3 protein-coding genes (1 of these 3 only partly in view) are annotated in these 17,201 nt (G+C 77.7%); all 3 read right to left on the reverse strand.

Annotated elements, in window-relative coordinates; translation table 11 throughout:
- Tightly spaced (each overlapping or abutting the next), the 3 genes in view from ACX9MN_RS26950 to ACX9MN_RS26960 form a layout consistent with a single transcriptional unit that may run on beyond the window.
- Complete coding sequence (locus tag ACX9MN_RS26950) at window positions 1-4,119, reverse strand: amino acid adenylation domain-containing protein (RefSeq protein ID WP_489725938.1); 4,119 nt, start codon at window positions 4,117-4,119, stop codon at window positions 1-3.
- Window positions 4,116-12,350, reverse strand: a complete 8,235-nt coding sequence (locus tag ACX9MN_RS26955) for an amino acid adenylation domain-containing protein (protein WP_489725939.1) — start codon at window positions 12,348-12,350, stop codon at window positions 4,116-4,118. Before ACX9MN_RS26955 ends, ACX9MN_RS26950 begins: the two co-directional genes overlap by 4 nt.
- Window positions 12,347-17,201: the 3' portion of an amino acid adenylation domain-containing protein gene (locus ACX9MN_RS26960; RefSeq protein ID WP_489725940.1), read on the reverse strand. It continues 6,680 nt past the right edge of the window; only the last 4,855 of its 11,535 coding nucleotides appear in the window; the start codon falls outside the window, past its right edge — the gene reads right to left on this strand; the stop codon is at window positions 12,347-12,349. Before ACX9MN_RS26960 ends, ACX9MN_RS26955 begins: the two co-directional genes overlap by 4 nt.

Here is a 17,201-nt window from a genome sequence, read left to right on the forward strand (position 1 = left end):
TCAGGCTTCGGCCGCGTCGAGGGCCTCGGCGAACGCGTCCTGGAACGCGGTGCTCCGGAGGATGTCCAGGTGCCGCGTGCCGGGAATGATCCTCAGGTCCGCGACCGGCGCCAGCGCGCTCCAGTCGCGCAGGCGCTCCGGTCGCGTCAGCGAATCCGCGGCCTGGAAGACGTGCACGGGCCGCGCCAGCGGCGCGAAGGCGTGGCGCTTGGCCCGCACGCGCTTGTCCAGGAGAGCCCACAGCTCGAACTCGCGCGCCGTCAGGTCGGGCCCGTCCGCGGGCAGCTCCGGGTTGTCGACGAGGTAGGCGTCGAGCGCCTCCCGCTCGTCCGCGTCCATGCGGGCGATCAGCCCGCGCCACTGCTCGGCCATCCGCGAGCCCTCCAGCCAGTCCGCGCGCCGCCGCGCGGCCAGCGCCCGCGCCTCCGCGTCCGGAGCCCGCGGCGCCGCGAAGGGCACCGACTCGAACACGTCCACGAGGCCCAGGAAGTCGACGCGCACGCGCCCGTCGAGACGGCGCGCGGTCTCGTAGGCGAGGTCGCCGCCGGACGACCAGCCGACCAGCGCACACCGGCCGCCCGGCGCGTGCGCGGCGATGCACTCCGCGTAGGCGCCGCTCAGCGCGGGCACATCGTACCCCTGCCAGCGCGCCTCCGTGTAGACGTGGCTGACGAAGCCGTGGACCGGCCGCTCCGGGCCGAGCCGCGCGGCCAGCGCGGCGAACTCAGTCGCGTTGGCGATCAGGCCGGGGACGCAGAAAAGCGGAATCCGTCCGCCCTCGCGGCGGAGATGGACGATCTCCGGCCCGCGCGGAGCCGCCGGCGCGACGCGTTCGGCGAGGTCGGCGAGGCTCTTCGCGCCGAGGATCTGGGCGAGGGTGAGGGTCTTGCCCCCCGCGACGCCCTGTCGGCGGATGCGCGCGAGCATCTTCAGGCTCAGGATCGAGTCACCGCCGAGGTCGGCGAAGGCGTCGTGGCGGCCGATCGCGGCCGGATCCAGGCCGAGGAGGTCGGCCCAGAGGGCGGCGAGCGCCCGCTCCGTCCCGTCCCGGGGCAGATCTTTCCCGTCCGTCCCGCGCGCCGCCTCCAGCGACGCCAGGGCGCGCCGGTCGAGCTTGCCGTTGGGGGTCAGGGGCAGCGCGTCGAGCCGGGTCAGGCTCGTCGGCACGAGGGCCGGCGGCAGGCGCTCGGCGAGCCGGGCGCCGACCGCGGCGAGGTCGAGGTCCGGGTCGGCCACGACGTAGCCGGCGAGGCGCGGGCCCTCCGCCCCGTCGGCCTCCGGTTCGGCGAGCGCGATGACGGCGGCGTCGCGGATTCCCGGAAGGTCGCGCAGGGCCGCGGCCGCCTCGCCGGGCTCGACCCGGTGGCCCCGGATCTTCACCTGGTCGTCGGCCCGGCCCAAGAAGGCGAGGCTGCCGTCGCGGAGAAGCCGGACGCGGTCACCGGTCCGATAGAGGCGCGCCCCGGGGCCGGCGTGCGGGTCCGGAACGAACCGCTCGGCGGTGAGGCCCGGCCGGTCGAGATAGCCCCGCGCGACCTGCGGCCCGCCGAGGTAGAGCTCCCCCGTCGCCCCCGGCGGCACCGGTGCGAGGAATCCGTCGAGCACGCGCGCGCGGACGCCCGGGAGCGGCGTCCCGATGGGCGCGCCGCCGGCCCAGCGTCCGGCCCCGTCCTCCGGGCCGAGCGCACCGTCACGGTGCTCCGCCCCCGCGCGGACCTCCTCGCACAGCGCGCCGACCGTCGCCTCGGTCGGCCCGTAATGGTTGACCACCCGGCAGCCGGGCTTCAGCGCGGCGATCCGGTCGACGAGGGGCCAGCGCAGCGCCTCGCCGCCGAGGATGAGCAGCCGTTCGGGCAGCGCGGCGGCGGGGTCGGCCGCCTGGAGCAGGGCGCCGAGGTGGCTCGGCGCGATCTTCAGGGCGTCGATCCTCCGGCCCCCGGCCGCGTCCCCCCCGACCGCCGCGGCGAAGCGGTCGGGGTCGAGGGCGGTCTCGTGGTCGAGGAGGTCGAGTTCCGAGCCGCCGGCCAGCGCGCCGAACAGCACGGTGTTGCCCAGGTCGGCCGCCACGGTCGAGGCCATCGCGACGCGGCCGCCGGCGGGCAGACCGACGCGCGCGAGCATCCCGGCCACGTACTGCGCGAGGCCGCCGCGGGTCACGACGACCCCCTTGGGCCGGCCCGTGGAACCCGAGGTGTAGAGGATGTAGGCCGCCGCGTCGGGATGCGGCGGCGCGGCCGCGAAGGGCGGGGCCGCCGCATCCGCGGCCGGGTCGAAGCGCGCCGCGATCACCGGCCGGTCGGGCCGGTCGCCCGGGACCGGCTCGCCCAGGACGAGGCAGGCCCCGCACTCGGCCACGAGGTCGGCCCGGCGGGCGGCCGGGAGACCGGGATCGATCGGCACGTAGGCAGCGCCGGTCTTGAGGATCGCCAGGAGGCCGAGCACCCATTCGGGGCCGCGGCCGAGATGGAGGGCGACCCGCGTCTCCGGCCCCGCCCCGTCCGCGGCCAGCCGCGCGGCGAGGCGGTCCGAGGCGGCATCCAGCTCGGCCCGGCTGTGGGAGCGCCGGCCCTGCCGCAGGGCGGGCGCCTCCGGTGCCTCGGCCGCACGGGCGCGCCAGGCCGCGACCACGTCGGGCGCAACCCCGTCGAGCGCGGCCGGGTCCGTCGCCGCGGCCGGGGCGGGGCTCGCCAGCGCGTAGAGCGGGCGGTCGGGTTCGGCGACGGCCGCGGCGAGCAGCGTCGCGAAGGCCTCGGCCAGGCCCGCGACGGTCTCGGGGTCGAACAGGTCGCGGGCGAAGGCCAAGCGGCCGCACAGGCCCTCGGCGGAATCGACGAGATCGAGGCTGAGGTCGAAGTGGACGTCGCCCCCGTCGAGGCCGCGCAGCCGCATCGGCCGTCCGGCGAACCGGGCGTCGGGCGGGGGCGCGGCCTGCTCGGTGACCTTGACCTGGAATAGCGGGTGGAGTCCGGGCCGGCGCTCCGTCGCCGACGCCGCGACGATCCGGTCGAACGGCAGGTCGGCGTGCGCCTGGGCGGCCAGCAGCCGATCGCGGACCTGCCGGAGATGGGCGCGGAACCCGTCGCGCGGGTCGACGCGGGCCCGCAGGACCCCGATGCCCGTCAGGTGGCCGACCATGCCGCGCGTCTCGGGCCGCGCGCGGTCGGCGAGCGGCAGGCCGACGCGCACGTCCGCGCCGTCGCCGTAGCGGGCCAGCGTCAGGGCGAACCCCGCGAGGGCGGCCATGAACGGCGTCGCGCCCTCGCGGCGGGCGAGGCTCCGCAGGGCCTCGCTCACTTCGGGCGGGATCCGGAACGCGTGGATCCCGCCCGAAGCGGCGCGCTCCGCGCGGCGGTGCCGGTCGAGGGGCAGCGGTGTCTCGGCCGGGGACTCGCCCAGTTCCGAGCGCCAGTACGCGGCCTGGCGCGCGGCCTCCCCGGCCTCGAGCCGGCCGTGCTGCCAGAGGGCGTAATCCGCGTACTGCACGGGCAGCGGCGGCAGGCCGTCGGCCCCCGCCTCCCGCGACTGGGCCGCGTACAGGGCGTCGAGGTCGCGCAGCAGCAGGGGGATCGACTGCCCGTCGGCGGCGATGTGGTGCAGGCCGAGCAGGATCCGGTCGGTGCCGTCCCCGAGGCGGTGCAGCTCGACGCGGAGCAGGGGGCCGCCCTCCAGATCGAACGGCGTGCGGGCCAGGGCCTCCGCGAGGGCGTCGCTGCCGGCGGCGTCGAGCCCGTCGCGGACCCGGATCGGGACCGGGGCGGCCGGGTGGACGCGCTGGCACGGCTCGCCCCGCGGATCCAGCCCGAAGGTCGTGCGCAGCGGCTCGTGGCGCCGGACGAGGTCGTCGATGGCGGCCTGGAGCCGCGCCGGATCGAGGGTCCCGGCGATCTCGACGAGGCCGGTCAGGTTGTAGGCTGGGCTCAGGGGCTCGCGTTGCCAGGTCAGCCACAGGCCGCGCTGCGCCGCCGAGAGCGGCAGCGCCGTCCTGTCGCCGTCCGCCGGGACGATCGGCAGGGTGGCGAAGTCGATCCCGTTCTCGGCGAGCTTGTCGAGGAAGGCCCGGCGCTGCTCCGGCGCGAGCCGGGCGAAGCGTCGCGCGATCTGCGTGGCCTGAAGGGTCATGTCCGCGTCGCTCCTGCCGCCGTCTCGATCGCGTCGAGCCAGCTCTCCATGTCGGTGAGGTCGGCCGCCCCGGCCCCGCCGGTGCTGCCGGTGCTGCCGTCTGCGTCGATCCGGGCGGCCAGATCCGCCAGCGTCGGGTGATCGAAGACCGCGCGCAGCGGCAGGCGCGGTCCCAGGCTCTCCTGGACGGCGGCGACGAGCTTCATGACGAGGATGGAATCGCCGCCGCGCTCGAAGAAGGTGTCGGACCGGGCGACGGCGTCGGGGCCGGGCAGGCCGAGCACCGCGGCCCAGAGATCGGCGAGGCGCCGCTCGGTCGCCGTGCGCGGCGGGTCGGCGTCCGGGGCGGGCGCGTCCGCGTCGGGCTCGGGCAGGGCGCGGGCGTCGAGCTTGCCGCTCGTCGAGAGCGGCAGGGCGTCGAGCAGGACGATCGCGGCCGGCACCAGGGCCTCGGGCAGGTCGCGGGCCAGGGCGCGGCGCAGCTCCTGCGGGTCGGGGTGCGCGCCCGGCGCGGGCACCGCGTAGGCCACGAGCCGCGCGGGGCCGTCGGGTCTGCGGCGGGCGACGACGGCGGCCTGGGCGATGCCGGGTTGCGCGCGCAGGGCGGCGGCGACCTCGCCGGGCTCGACGCGCTGTCCGCGGATCTTGACCTGCTCGTCGGCGCGTCCGCGGTAGTCGAGGGCGCCGTCGGGGCGGCGTGCGGCGCGGTCTCCGGTGCGGTAGAGGCGCGCGCCGGGCCTTCCGAACGGGTCGGGCACGAAGCGCTCGGCGGTCAGGCCGGGGCGTCCGAGATAGCCGCGGGCGAGGCCGGTGCCGCCGATGTAGAGCTCGCCCACCACCCCAACCGGCACCGGGTGCAGCGCGTCGTCGAGGACGTGGAGCTGCGTGTTGGCGATCGGGTGCCCGATCGGCACCCGCGGGGCGTCCGGCTCGGGCCCGCAGGTCCAGGCGCTGACGTCGATGGCCGCCTCCGTCGGCCCGTAGAGATTCGCCAGGTCGGTCCGGCTCTGGGCGCGGACGGCGGCCGCGAGGTCGGGGGCGAGTGCCTCGCCGCTGCACACGATGCGGGACAGGCTCGGGCAGGCGGCGAGCCGGCCGGACGCCAGGAACGCCTCCAGCAGGGCGGGCACGAAGTGCACGATCGTCACCGCGTCCCGCCGGATCAGGGCGGCCAGCGCGTCCGGATCGCGGTGGGCCTGCGGCGGCGCCATGACGAGGCGTGCGCCGCTGACGAGGGGCAGGAGGATCTCCCAGACGGCGACGTCGAAGGAGACCGGGGTCTTGTGCAGGATCACGTCGGCGGGACCGACCGCGAAATGGGCCCGCATCCAGGCGAGGCGGTTGGCGATGGCGGCGCGGGTGTTGGCGCAGCCCTTGGGCGTGCCGGTCGAGCCGGACGTGTAGATGAGGTAGGCCAGGGCGTCCGGGTGCGGCGCCGCGGCCGGCAGGGCGGGATCGTCTGCCGCCTCTGCCAGATCCGGGGTGAGGATCTGCAGGTCCGGAAGCTCCGCCGGCCCGGGCATCCGCGCGGCCGGGCCGGAATCGGTGACGAGGAGGCGCAGGGCCGCCTCGCGGGCGGTCGCGACGAGGCGCGGGCGCGGCAGCTCGGGGTTGAGGGGCAGGATCGCGGCCCCCGTCTTGAGAACGGCGAGCCAGGCGACGAGCAGCGCGCAGGACCGCTCCAGCCCGACGCCGACCAGAGTGTCGGGACCGGCCCCGGCGCGGGCGAGGCGGCGGGCCAGCGCGGAGGCCGCGCTGTCGAGGGCGCGGCGGGTGAGCGCGCCCTGCCCGTCGGTCACCGCGATCGCGTCGGGGTCGTGCGCCAAGTGGCCTGCGAAGGCGGCGAGCACGTCGCCGGCGTCGTCCGGGTAGGCCCGCGCGGTCGCGTTCGCCGAGCCGATCACCGCCCGGTCGCTGTCGGGCAGCGGCGGCGGCAGTGCCCCGAGCGGGGTTGCCGGGTCGGCCTCCGCCAGGGCGGCGAGCTGGGCCACGAAGGCGGCGAGCAGCGCCTCGGCATCCGCGTGTCCCAGGCGGTCGGCGGCGTAGCTCAGGCGCAGGGCCAGCCGCGTCCCGTCGGGGCCGGTCTCCGGGTGGACCACCAGGGTGACGGGATAGTGCGTGGTCTCGGCGACGATGGCCGGGCCGAGGCGCAAGGCGTGCGGGTCGGCAGCGTCCCCGTCCCCGTTTCCGTCCCCGTCCCGTCCGTGGCGCGCGGCGGCGAGGGCGGCGTCGACGGGGTAGTTCTCGAACACCACGAGGCTGTCGAACAGGCCGCCCGTCCCTGTGCCCGTGCCCGTGCCCGCGGGGCCGGCGAGGCGCTGGATGGCGGCCAGGGGCAGGTGGCCGTGCTCGCGCAGGCCGAGACCGGCCTCCTGCACGCCCGCCAGCCAAGCGCCGAGGGGCCGGGCCGGGTCGAGGTCGACGACCACCGGCAGGGTGTTGATGAACAGCCCGAGCACGGTCTCGGCCCCGGGCAGGTCGGCCGGGCGCCCGGCCACGGTCGTGCCGAAGGCGACGCGCGCCTGCCCGGTGCGGGCGGCCACGAGCCGGGCCCAGGCGGCCTGGACGCAGGTGTTGAGGGTGAGGTGCGCGGCCCGGGCGCGGGCGAGCAGCCGCCCGGCGGCGGCGGGCGGCACCCGGTGCCGGACCTCGCCGTGGCCGGGCGGGCGCTGTCCGTCGCGGGCGCCGGGCGTGCCGGGCGGGTCGAAGGTGTCGGCGAGGCGGGTGGGGGCGTCGAGGCCGGCGAGGGCGTGCTGCCAGAAGCGCTCGGCGGCGGCCCGCGGCTGGCGGGCGAGCCAGGCGAGATAGTCGGCGAAGCGTCCTGTGACGGGCTCGGGTTCCTCTCCGCGGTAGCGGGCGAGCACCTCGGCGACGAGGCGTGCAGTGCTCCATCCGTCGAGGATCAGGTGGTGGACGGTGAGTACGAGGTGGTGGCGGTCCGGTCCGGTGCGGACCAGGACGAGGCGCAGGAGCGGGGCCCGGGCGAGGTCGAAGGGCCGGGCGCGCTCCTCGGCGGCCAGGGCGGCGAGGCGGTCGGTGAGGCGGTCGGCGCGGGCATCCTCGTCCGGGGCGTCCTCGTGCGGCGCATCCTGGCTCGACGGCGCCCCGGTCCAGTCGAGGCGTGCGAGGGGTAGGGGCACGGGGTCGAGGACGGCCTGGAGGGGCGGGCCGTCGGCGGGGTCGAGGATGGCGGTGCGCAGGACGTCGTGGCGCTCGAGGGTGGCGCGGACGGCGCGGGCGAAGCGGTCGGGATCGAGGGGTTCGAGGTCGAGGCGGACCTGGTTGCGGTAGGCCGCGTCCCCGGGGGCGAGGCGGGCGTGGAAGAGCAGGCCCTCCTGCAGGGGGGTGAGCGGGTAGAGGTCGGCGAGGCTGTCGGGGTCGAGGGTACCGGCCGCGCGGGCGTCGGCCAGGAGTGTGTCGAGGCCGGGTTGGTCGAGGCGGGCGAGGGGCAGGTCGGCGGGGGTGGGCCGGCGCGGGGTTCGCGGATCGGCGCAGTGGGCAACGAGGGCTTCGAGGGTGTGCCGGGTGTCGCGGGCGATGGCGGCGATGGCGGCGGCATCGTGGCGGTCGGGGCTGAAGCGCCAGGCGAGGTGGAGGCGGCCGGCGCGCACGAGGGCGGTGAGGGTGAGTTCGGCGCCCGCGGGGCTGTGGGGGTCGCGCATGGGCCCCGCGCTCTCGGGGGCGAGGGCGAAGGGCGCGTCGGGGTCGGCGCGGTCGGCATCGATCTGGCCGAGGTAGTTGAGGAGGATGCCGGGCTCGGGTGCCGCGGCGATGCGGTGGCGCAGGTCCGCGACGGGGCCGTGGCGCAGGAGGTCGTGGCTGAGGTCGGGCTGGGGCAGGGCGCGGCGGGCTTCCTTCACCCGGCAGAGGGCAGCACCGAGGGCATGGCCGCGGGCGGCGTCGTCCGGCGGCAGGTCCGGCGGTAGGTCCGGCTCGCCGCCGAGGGGGTCGAGCCGCAGCGGCACCAGCGTGGTGAACCAGCCCACCGTCCGGCTCAGGTCGTGGCGCGCCGCCTCGCCGGCCGCGTCCGCCAAGCTGTCCGCCAAGCTGTCCGCCAAGCTGTCCGCCAGGGCGTCGGCATCGCGACCGTGGCCCTCGAGCACGACGCGCACGGCTCGCCCGCCGCAGCGGCGCGACACCGCCACCGCGAGCGCCGCGAGCAGGAGTTCGTCGGGGCGCGTGCGGTAGGGCCGGCCGGCCCGGCGCAGGAAGGCGTCGGTGGTGTCGGCGTCGAGGCTGTCGGCGATCTCGGTCTGGGCGGATTCGACGTTGGGGGCGTCGGGCCGGGCAGGTTCGAGGCCGCATGCGGGCGGCGCGAGCTGCGCCGCCCAGGCCTCGGCCCAGGCGCGGCGGCGGTCGGCCTCGGCCGGATCCCGGGCCAGGGTGTCGAGGTGCCGGGCCCAGGCGGGGAAGGAGGTCGCGGGCGCCGGCAGGGTCCGCCCCGCGAGGACCAGGGCGAGATCCGCCACCAGGATGCGCCAAGAGACGGCGTCGACCACGAGGTGGTGGGCCACGAGGAGGAGGCGCTGCCCGCCGTCCGGGGCCGGATTGACCAAGACGGCGCGCAGCACCGGTCCGCGGGCGAGGTCGAGGCTCGTCTGCGCGGCCTCGGCCAGCGCCGCCAGGGCGGCCGCGTCCCGGGCCTCGCGGCGCCACAGCGACTCGGCGGCCGCGACGGCGTCGGCGGCGGTGCAGGTCTGCCGCCAGCCGCCGTCGGCCGCCTGCGCGAAGCGCAGCCGCAGGGCCGGATGGGCGGTGGACAGCGCGGCGAGCGCCTCCGCGACGCGGTCCGCCGCGAGGCGCGCCCGCGGGACGAGCAGCACGGCCATGTTCCAGTGCGCGCGCCGCGGCATCGGCGCGGCCAGGAACCAGCTCTGGATCGGGGTCAGCGGCACCGGGCCGGCCTCGAGGCCCGGATCGGTCGCCGCGTCGCGCGCGGGGAGCGCCGGGCGTGCGCCCTGGCGCTCGGCGTGCGCGGCGAGGGCGGCGAGGCTCTGATGGGTGAACACGTCGCGGGGGGTGAGCGTCAGGCCGGCCTGACGGGCGCGCGTGACGAGCTGGAGGGCGAGGATGGAATCGCCGCCGCGCTCGAAGAAGGTGTCGGAGCGGGCGACGGCGTCGGGGCCGGGCAGGCCGAGCACCGCGGCCCAGAGATCGGCGAGGCGCCGCTCGGTCGCCGTGCGCGGCGGGTCGGCGTCCCGGGCGGGCACGGCCGCGTCGGGCTCGGGCAGGGCGCGGGCGTCGAGCTTGCCGCTCGTCGAGAGCGGCAGGGCGTCGAGCAGGACGATCGCGGCCGGCACCAGGGCCTCGGGCAGGTCGCGGGCCAGGGCGCGGCGCAGCTCCTGCGGGTCGGGGTGCGCGCCCGGCGCGGGCACCGCGTAGGCCACGAGCCGCGCGGGGCCGTCGGGTTTGCGGCGGGCGAGGACGGCGGCCTGGGCGATGCCGGGTTGTGCGCGCAGGGCGGCGGCGACCTCGCCGGGCTCGACGCGCTGTCCGCGGATCTTGACCTGCTCGTCGGCGCGTCCGCGGTAGTCGAGGGCGCCGTCGGGGCGGCGGGCGGCGCGGTCTCCGGTGCGGTAGAGGCGCGCGCCGGGCCTTCCGAACGGGTCGGGCACGAAGCGCTCGGCGGTCAGGCCGGGGCGTCCGAGGTAGCCGCGGGCGAGGCCGGTGCCGCCGATGTAGAGCTCGCCCACCACCCCAACCGGCACCGGGTGCAGCGCGTCGTCGAGGATCCAGGCCGTCCGGTCGCCCACCGGGCTGCCGATCGGCACGTAGGGCGTGTCGCAGGTCGTGCCGGCGGGGACCTTCCAGACGAGCGGCGTCACCACGGTCTCGGTCGGCCCGTAGCCGTTGATGAGGCGGCGCGGCCCGAGGGCGCGGTTGACGCGCGCGAGCTCGTCGCGCGGCATCGCCTCGCCGCCGAAGGAGAGCAGGTCGAGGGTCGGCGCGCCGCCCTCCTGCTCGGCCCAGCGCGTCAGTTCCCGGACGTAGCTCGGCGGGAAGCCGGCATTCGTCACGCCGTGCCGGCGGAACGCCGCGAACACCTCCGCCGGCGACCAGAGCGCGTCGTCGCGGAGCACGAGGCTGGCGCCGCAGGCGAGCGCCGTCAGCCAGCGCTCGTGCCCGCCGTCGAAGTTGAAGGTGATGAAGTGGAACTCGCGGGAGTCCGCGTCCATCTCGTAGAGCGGCGCGGTCGCGCGGACGTGCATCGCGAGCGGGCCGTGCGCGACCGCCACCGCCTTCGGCTTCCCCGTCGAGCCGGAGGTGTAGATCAGGTAGGCGAGGTTCTCCGGGTGGAGCGCCACCGGGGGTGGAGGCCCCGCGCCCGCGTCCGGCGCGTCCGCGTCGATCAGGATCCGCGGGACCGCGGCCGGCCCGCGGCCGGCATGGGCGCGATCCGTGACGAGGACGCGCGCGCCGCTGTCGGCGACCATCGCGGCGATCCGCGCGTCCGGCAGGTCGAGCCCGAGCGGCAGGTAGGCGCCGCCCGCCTTGAGCACGCCGAGATAGGCGGCGAGCAGGCCGGGCGAGCGGGGCAGCATCACGGCGATGACCGTGTCCGGGCCGATGCCGGCCTCGGCGAGACGGTGCGCGAGGCGGTTCGCCTCGGCGTCCAGCGCGCCGCGGCTCGTGGCGCGATCGGCGAAGATCACCGCGGTCCGTTCGGGGTCCGTGCGCGCGAACCCCGCGATGGTCACGTGAACGGGCTGCCCGTCGACCTCGGACGGCGCGGAGGGCGGGTTCAGCCGCGCGATCTCGCCCGGTGTGAGCAGGGGCGCCCCGTGGATCGGCGCGTCCGGCGCCGCGACGAGGCTGCCCAGCAGGGTCAGGAAATGGTCGCGCCAGCGCGCGACGGTGGCCGCGTCGAACAGGTCGCGGGCGTAGGTGAGGTGCGCGGTGAAGCCGCCCTGCGCGTCCTCCAGCGTGGTCAGGCCGAGATCCACGTGGGCGCTGCCGGTGGCGCGGGGGACGCGCTCGACCGACAGGTCGCCGAGGCGGATCGTGGCGAGCGGGCGCTCCTGCAGGTGCTGGACGATCGCCTGGAACAGGGGATTGCGGCCCGGATGCCGGTCGGGGCTCAGGGCGCTCACGAGCCGCTCGAACGGCACGGATTGATGGGCCTGGGCTTCCACGAGGAGCGCCCGCGTCGCCTCCACGCACGCGGCGAAGCTGTCCAGCGGGTCGAACGCGAAGGGCAGCACCAGGGTGTTGGCGAAGCTGCCGATCACGCCCGCGGTCTCGGGCCGGGTGCGGTTCGCCACCGGCACGCCCAGGCGGAGAGCGCGCTCGCCGCCGAGGCGCTGGAGCAGGATCGCGAAGCCGGCGGCGAGGACGTGGAACGCGGTCGCGCCGCCGCGGCGGCCCAGGGCGCGGATGCCCGCCGCGGTCGCGGGCGGCAGCGGGAAGGTCAGCGTCTCCCCGGTGAAGCTGGGCACGTCGGGGCGCGGCCGGTCGGCGGGCAGGGCGAGGACGGGGTGCTCCGTGCCGAGGAGTTCCGTCCAGAACCCGAGACTCGCGGCCTGGGCGCCCGCGTCCAGCATCCGCGCCTGCCAGGCGGCGTAATCCGCGTAGGTGATGGCAGGGGCCGCGCTCTCCGACGCGTCGGATCCGTAGCCGGCGGCGACCGCGTCGATCAGCAGGTCCATCGATACGGCGTCGCCGACGATGTGGTGCAGGGTCAGGAAGACGACGTGCCGGTCCGGCGCCTCGCGCACCAGGGCGGCGCGCAGCAGGGGCCCGCGCGCGAGGTCGAAGGGCGCCCGCTCGACGGCCGCCTCGATCGCGGCGCGGCGCGCCCACGCCTCGGCCGCGTCGCAGCCGGTCAGGTCGTGGCGGGCCATCGCGAACGTGCCCGCCGGGTCGACCTGCTGCACCGGCTCCCCGTCGCGCAGGGGGAAGCGCGCGCGCAGGCCCGCGTGATGGGCGACGGCGCCGGCGAACGCCCGGTCCAGCGCCTCGGGGTCGAGCGGACCGGTCAGGCGCAGCGCGCCGACGATGTGATAGGCCGGGCTCTCCGGGTCGAGCTGCCAGAGGAGCCAGAACCGGCGCTGCGCGTCGGAGAGCGGTCCCGCGTCGCCGCCCCCCGCGGGCAGGATCGGCAGGCGGTCCGCGTCGAGGCCGCGCGCGGCGAGGTCCTGCACGAACCGGCGGCGCTTGCCGTCGGGCAGCGCGGAGAAGCGCGCCGCCAGGGCGCGCAGCTGGTCGTCCCGCGAGGGGCCGGTGTCGGTCATTCGGCGTGTTCCAGCGCGTCGAGGAGGTCGCTCATCGCGTCGATGTCGGCGTCCGCGCCGCCCGCGTCCCGGCCGTCGATCGCGACCGCGAGATCCGCCAGGGTGCGCGCTTCGAAGACGGCGCGCAGGGGCAGGGCGATGCCGTGCGCCTCGCTCAGGCGCGCGACGACCCGGGCGACGAGGAGCGAGTGCCCGCCCAGGGCGAAGAAGTTGTCGCCGCGCCCGACCGAGGGGAGGTTCAGCACCTCGGCCCAGACAGCGGCGAGGCGGCGCTCCGTCCCGGTCCGCGGCGGGTCGGCGGCCGGGTCGGCGACCGGCTCCGGCGCCGGCAGGGCGGCGCGGTCGACCTTGCCGTTGGGGGTCAGCGGCAGGGCATCGAGCGTCACGACGGCCGCGGGCACCATCGCGTCCGGCAGCGTCGCGGCGAGCGCCCGGCGCAGCTCCGCGGGGTCGAGCGCCGCCCCGGGGCCGGGGACGACGTGGGCCACCAGCCGCGCGTCGCCGGGCCGGTCCTGCCGCGCGGTCACGACGGCCTGCGCGACGCCGGGTTGCGCGATCAGCGCCGCCTCGACCTCGCCGGGCTCGATGCGCACGCCGCGGATCTTCACTTGGTGGTCGACGCGGCCGCGGTAGTCGAGGGCCCCGTCCGCGCGCCAGCGCGCGCGGTCGCCGGTCCGGTACATGCGCGCGCCGGGCGGCCCGAAGGGGCAGGGGACGAAGCGCTCGGCCGTGAGCCCCGGCCGCCCGAGGTACCCGCGGGCGAGCCCGGCGCCCGCGAGGTAGAGTTCGCCGACCGTGCCCGGCGGGACCGGCCGCAGGCCGCCGTCGAGGATGTAGGCCTGCGTGTTCCACAGGGGCGCGCCGACGGTGACGGCCTCCGCGCCGGGCATGATCTCGGCCACCGTGGACCAGATCGTGGTCTCGGTCGGGCCGTAGAGGTTGGTGACCCGCGCCGCCCGCGCGCTCAGGGCGCTCGCGAGGTCGGGCGGCAGCGCCTCGCCGCCCACCAGCACCCGCACGCCGCGCAGGGCGTCCGTCTCCGCGAGGCCGCGCCACAGCGTCGGCGTGGCCTGCATCAGCGTGATGCCCGCCTCGCGGACGAGCTGCGCCAGACGCCCGGGATCGAGCAGGTCGTCCCGCCCGGCCAACACCACGCGCGCGCCGCGGAGGAGCGGCCCGAACAGTTCGAGGCCCGCGATGTCGAAGCCGACCGTGGTGACGGCGAGCAGCCGGTCCGCCGGCGTCACGCCGAGGCGATCGACGAGGTCGTGCAGCAGGTTGGTCAGGCCGGCATGCGGGACCACGACTCCCTTGGGCCGGCCCGTGGAGCCGGACGTGTAGATCACGTAGGCGGGATGGGCCGGCACGAGCGGGCGCGCCCGGTCCCGGTCGGTCGGCGCGCGGGCCGGCGCGGCCGCGAGCGCCGCGCGCCCGTCCGGGGCGTCGAGCACCAGGGCGGGCAGGCCGTCCGGCCGCGGCCACCCGTCGACGGTCACGAGGCCGGCGGGCCGGGCATCGGCCAGCATGAGGGCGAGCCGCTCCGCGGGGTAGCCCGGGTCGAGCGGCAGGTAGGCCGCCCCGGCCTTGAGCACGCCCAGCAGCGCCGCGACGAGGTCCGGCCCGCGCGGCAGCGCCACCGCTACGATGTCCTCCGGTCCGATCCCGCGGGCGATGAGCGCGTGGGCGATCCGGTTGGCGCGGGCCTCGAGCTCCGCGTAGCGCAGCACCTCCGAACCGGCCACCAGGGCGACGGCCTCCGGCGTGCGGGCCGCCTGCGCGGCGACGAGGGCCGGCAGGGTCTCGGGCGGCACCGCCCGCGCCGTCGCGTTCCAGTCCGTCAGGACCTGCCGCCGCTCGCCGGCCTCGAACAGGTCGAGATCCCCGATTGCCCGGTCCGGCGCGGCCGCCAGGGCCGCGAGCAGCCGCGCGAACCGGTCCGCGAGGCGGATCGCGCCGGCCTCCTCGAAGAGGTCCGTGGCGTATTCGAGGTGGCCGACGACGCCCGCCTCCGTCCCGTCGGCCCCGCGCCGCTCGACGAGGTCGAAGGCGAGGTCGAACCGCGCGGCTCCGGCGCCGACCGGATCCGGGACGGCGCGCAGGCCGGCCAGATCGAACGAATCCGGCACGCCGTCCTGAAGCGCCAGCATGACCTGGAACAGGGGATGCCGCGCGAGCGAGCGCGGCGGATTCAGCACCTCCACGAGGCGCTCGAAGGGCACGTCCTGGTGCGCGTAGGCTTCGAGCGCGACGGCGCGGGCCCGCCCCACGAGGTCGCGCCCGCTCGGGTCGCCGGACGTGTCGGTCCGCAGCACCAGCGTGTTGACGAAGCAGCCGACGAGGCCGTCGAGGGCCTCGTCCGTGCGGCCCGCGATCGGGCTCCCGAGCGGGATGTCCTCGCCCGCGCCCAGGCGGGTCAGGAACGCCGACAGGCCGGCCTGGAGCACCATGAAGAGGCTCGCCCGCTCGCGCCGCGCGAGATCCGCCAGCGCGCGGTGGAGATCCGGCCCGAGGGCAAGGGGCACGCGCCGCCCGCGGTGGCTCGCCGTCGCCGGGCGCGGCCGGTCGGTGGGCAGCGCGAGGCCTTCGGGCAGCCCTGCGAGCTGCGCGCGCCAGTAGCCGATCTCGCGGGCGATCAGGCTGTCCGGGTCGGCCTCGTCGCCGAGACGGTCGCGCTGCCAGAGCGCGTAGTCCGCGTACTGCACCGGCAGGGCCGGGCGCTCCGGCGCCGCGCCGCGGCACCGCGCCGCGTAGGCCGCCGCGAGATCGCGCATCAGCGGAGTCAGCGACCAGCCGTCGGCGGCGACGTGGTGGATCAGGAGGAGGAGCCCGTGCGCGTCCGGGCCGAACCGGTACAGCCGCGCGCGGATCGGCAGGTCAACGGCCAGGTCGAAGGGCGCGCGCGCCGCCGCGGACAGCGCGTCCGGCCACGATTCCGGGTCCGCCGCGCGCAGGTCGAGGCCGGGCCGCGCCGCGTCGGGCGGCAGGACCTGCTGCGCCGGCGCCCCGTCGATCGCGACGATGCGGGTCCGCAGGCTCTCGTGGCGCGCCACCACGTCGGCGAGGGCCGCGCGCAGCGCGTCGGCGTCGAGCGGACCCGTGAGGCGGAGCGCGATCGGGATGGTGTAGGGATGCGCGCCGTCGATCCGCGACAGCAGCCACATCCGGGTCTGGGCCGCGGAGAGTGGGACGACGTCCGGCCGCGGGCGCGCGCCGAGGGGTAGGCGCGCGGGGCCGGCGCGTCCGGCCGCATCGCCGCCGACCGCGGCGATCCACCCGCTCAGCGCCGCGACCGTCGGGGCCTCGAACACGGCGCGCAGCGGCAGCTCGACGCCGAGCGCCGCGCGCAGCCGGCTGACGAGGCGCGTGGCGAGCAGCGAGTGGCCGCCGAGGTCGAAGAAGCCGTCGTCGATCCCGACCGCGTCGAGGCCGAGCACTTGCGCGAAGGCCTGCGCCACGGCCGCCTCGCGCGCGGTGCGCGGCCCGCGCCGGCCCGCGCCCGCCCAGTCGGGTTCGGGGAGCCGTCCTGGGTCGAGCTTTCCGTTGGCGGAGACCGGCAGGGCGGGCAGGGCGAGGATGCGGGCGGGGCGCAGCGCGTCGGGCAGCGTCTCGGCCAGGGCGCGCTGCAGCGCGGGCTCGTCGAGCGCGCCGCCGGCCGCCGGCACCGCGTAGCCCACCAGCCGCAGCCCCCCGTCCGGACCGGGACGGGCGACCACCGCCGCCTCGGCCACGCCCGGCAGCGCCCGCAGCGCGGCGGCCGCCTCGCCCGGCTCCACGCGCTGGCCGCGGATCTTGACCTGATCGTCCGCCCGCCCGCGGTAGTCGAGCTGCCCGTCCGCCCGCCACGCCGCCCGGTCGCCGGTGCGGTACAGCCGCGCCCCGGCCGGCGCGCCGCGCCCGGCCTCCGGGTCGGGCACGAACCGCGCGGCGGTCAGGCCGGGCTGGCCGCGGTAGCCCCGGGCGAGGCCGCGGCCGCCGATGTAGAGCTCGCCGACCACGCCGACCGGCACCGGGTGGAGGGCGTCGTCGAGGACGTGCAGGCGCAGGTTGGCGATGGGCGCGCCGATGGGCACGCGCGGCCCGGGGACGGGCCCATCTGCGCAGGCGCTGTCGCTTGCGCCGTCGCAGGCGCCATCGCAGGCGCTGTCCCAGGCTGCGACGTCGCAGGCGGTGACGTCGATGGCGGCCTCGGCGGGTCCGTAGAGGTTGTGCACCCGCGCGCCGGTGCGGGCGGCGACGGCGCGGGCGAGGTCGGGCGGCAGGGCCTCGCCGCTGGCGACCAGTCGGGTGAGGCTGGCGGTGTCGTCGAGGGCGCCGGCGGCGAGGGCGGCCGAGAGCTGGGCGGGCACGAAGTGCAGGAGGGTGACGGCGTGCCGGCCGATGAGGCGGGCGATGGCGTCGGGGTCGCGGTGGGCGCCGGGGGGCGCCAGGACGAGGCGTGCGCCGGTGACGAGGGGCAGGAGGATCTCCCAGACGGCGACGTCGAAGGAGACGGGGGTCTTGTGCAGGATGGTGTCGTGGGCACCGACGCACAGGTGGTCGGCCATCCAGGCGAGGCGGTTGGCGAGGGCGGCGTGGGTGTTGGCGCAGGCCTTGGGGGTGCCGGTGGAGCCGGAGGTGTGCAGGACGTAGGCGAGCGCGTCCGGGTGGGGGGCGCGGGTGCGGGTCCGGACGGGCCGGGCGCTGTCGTCGTCCGCGTCGGTATCCGGATCGGTATCCGGATCGGTATCCGGATCGGTATCCGGATCGGCGTCGAGGACGAGGGGCGCTCGCCCTGCGGCGTCGGCGAGGGCGGGGTGTCGGTCGGCGAGTTCGGGCTGGGTGAGGAGGAGGTCGGCCTCTGCGGCGAGGGCG

It is taken from the genome of Methylobacterium sp. 1A (genome assembly GCF_058072805.1).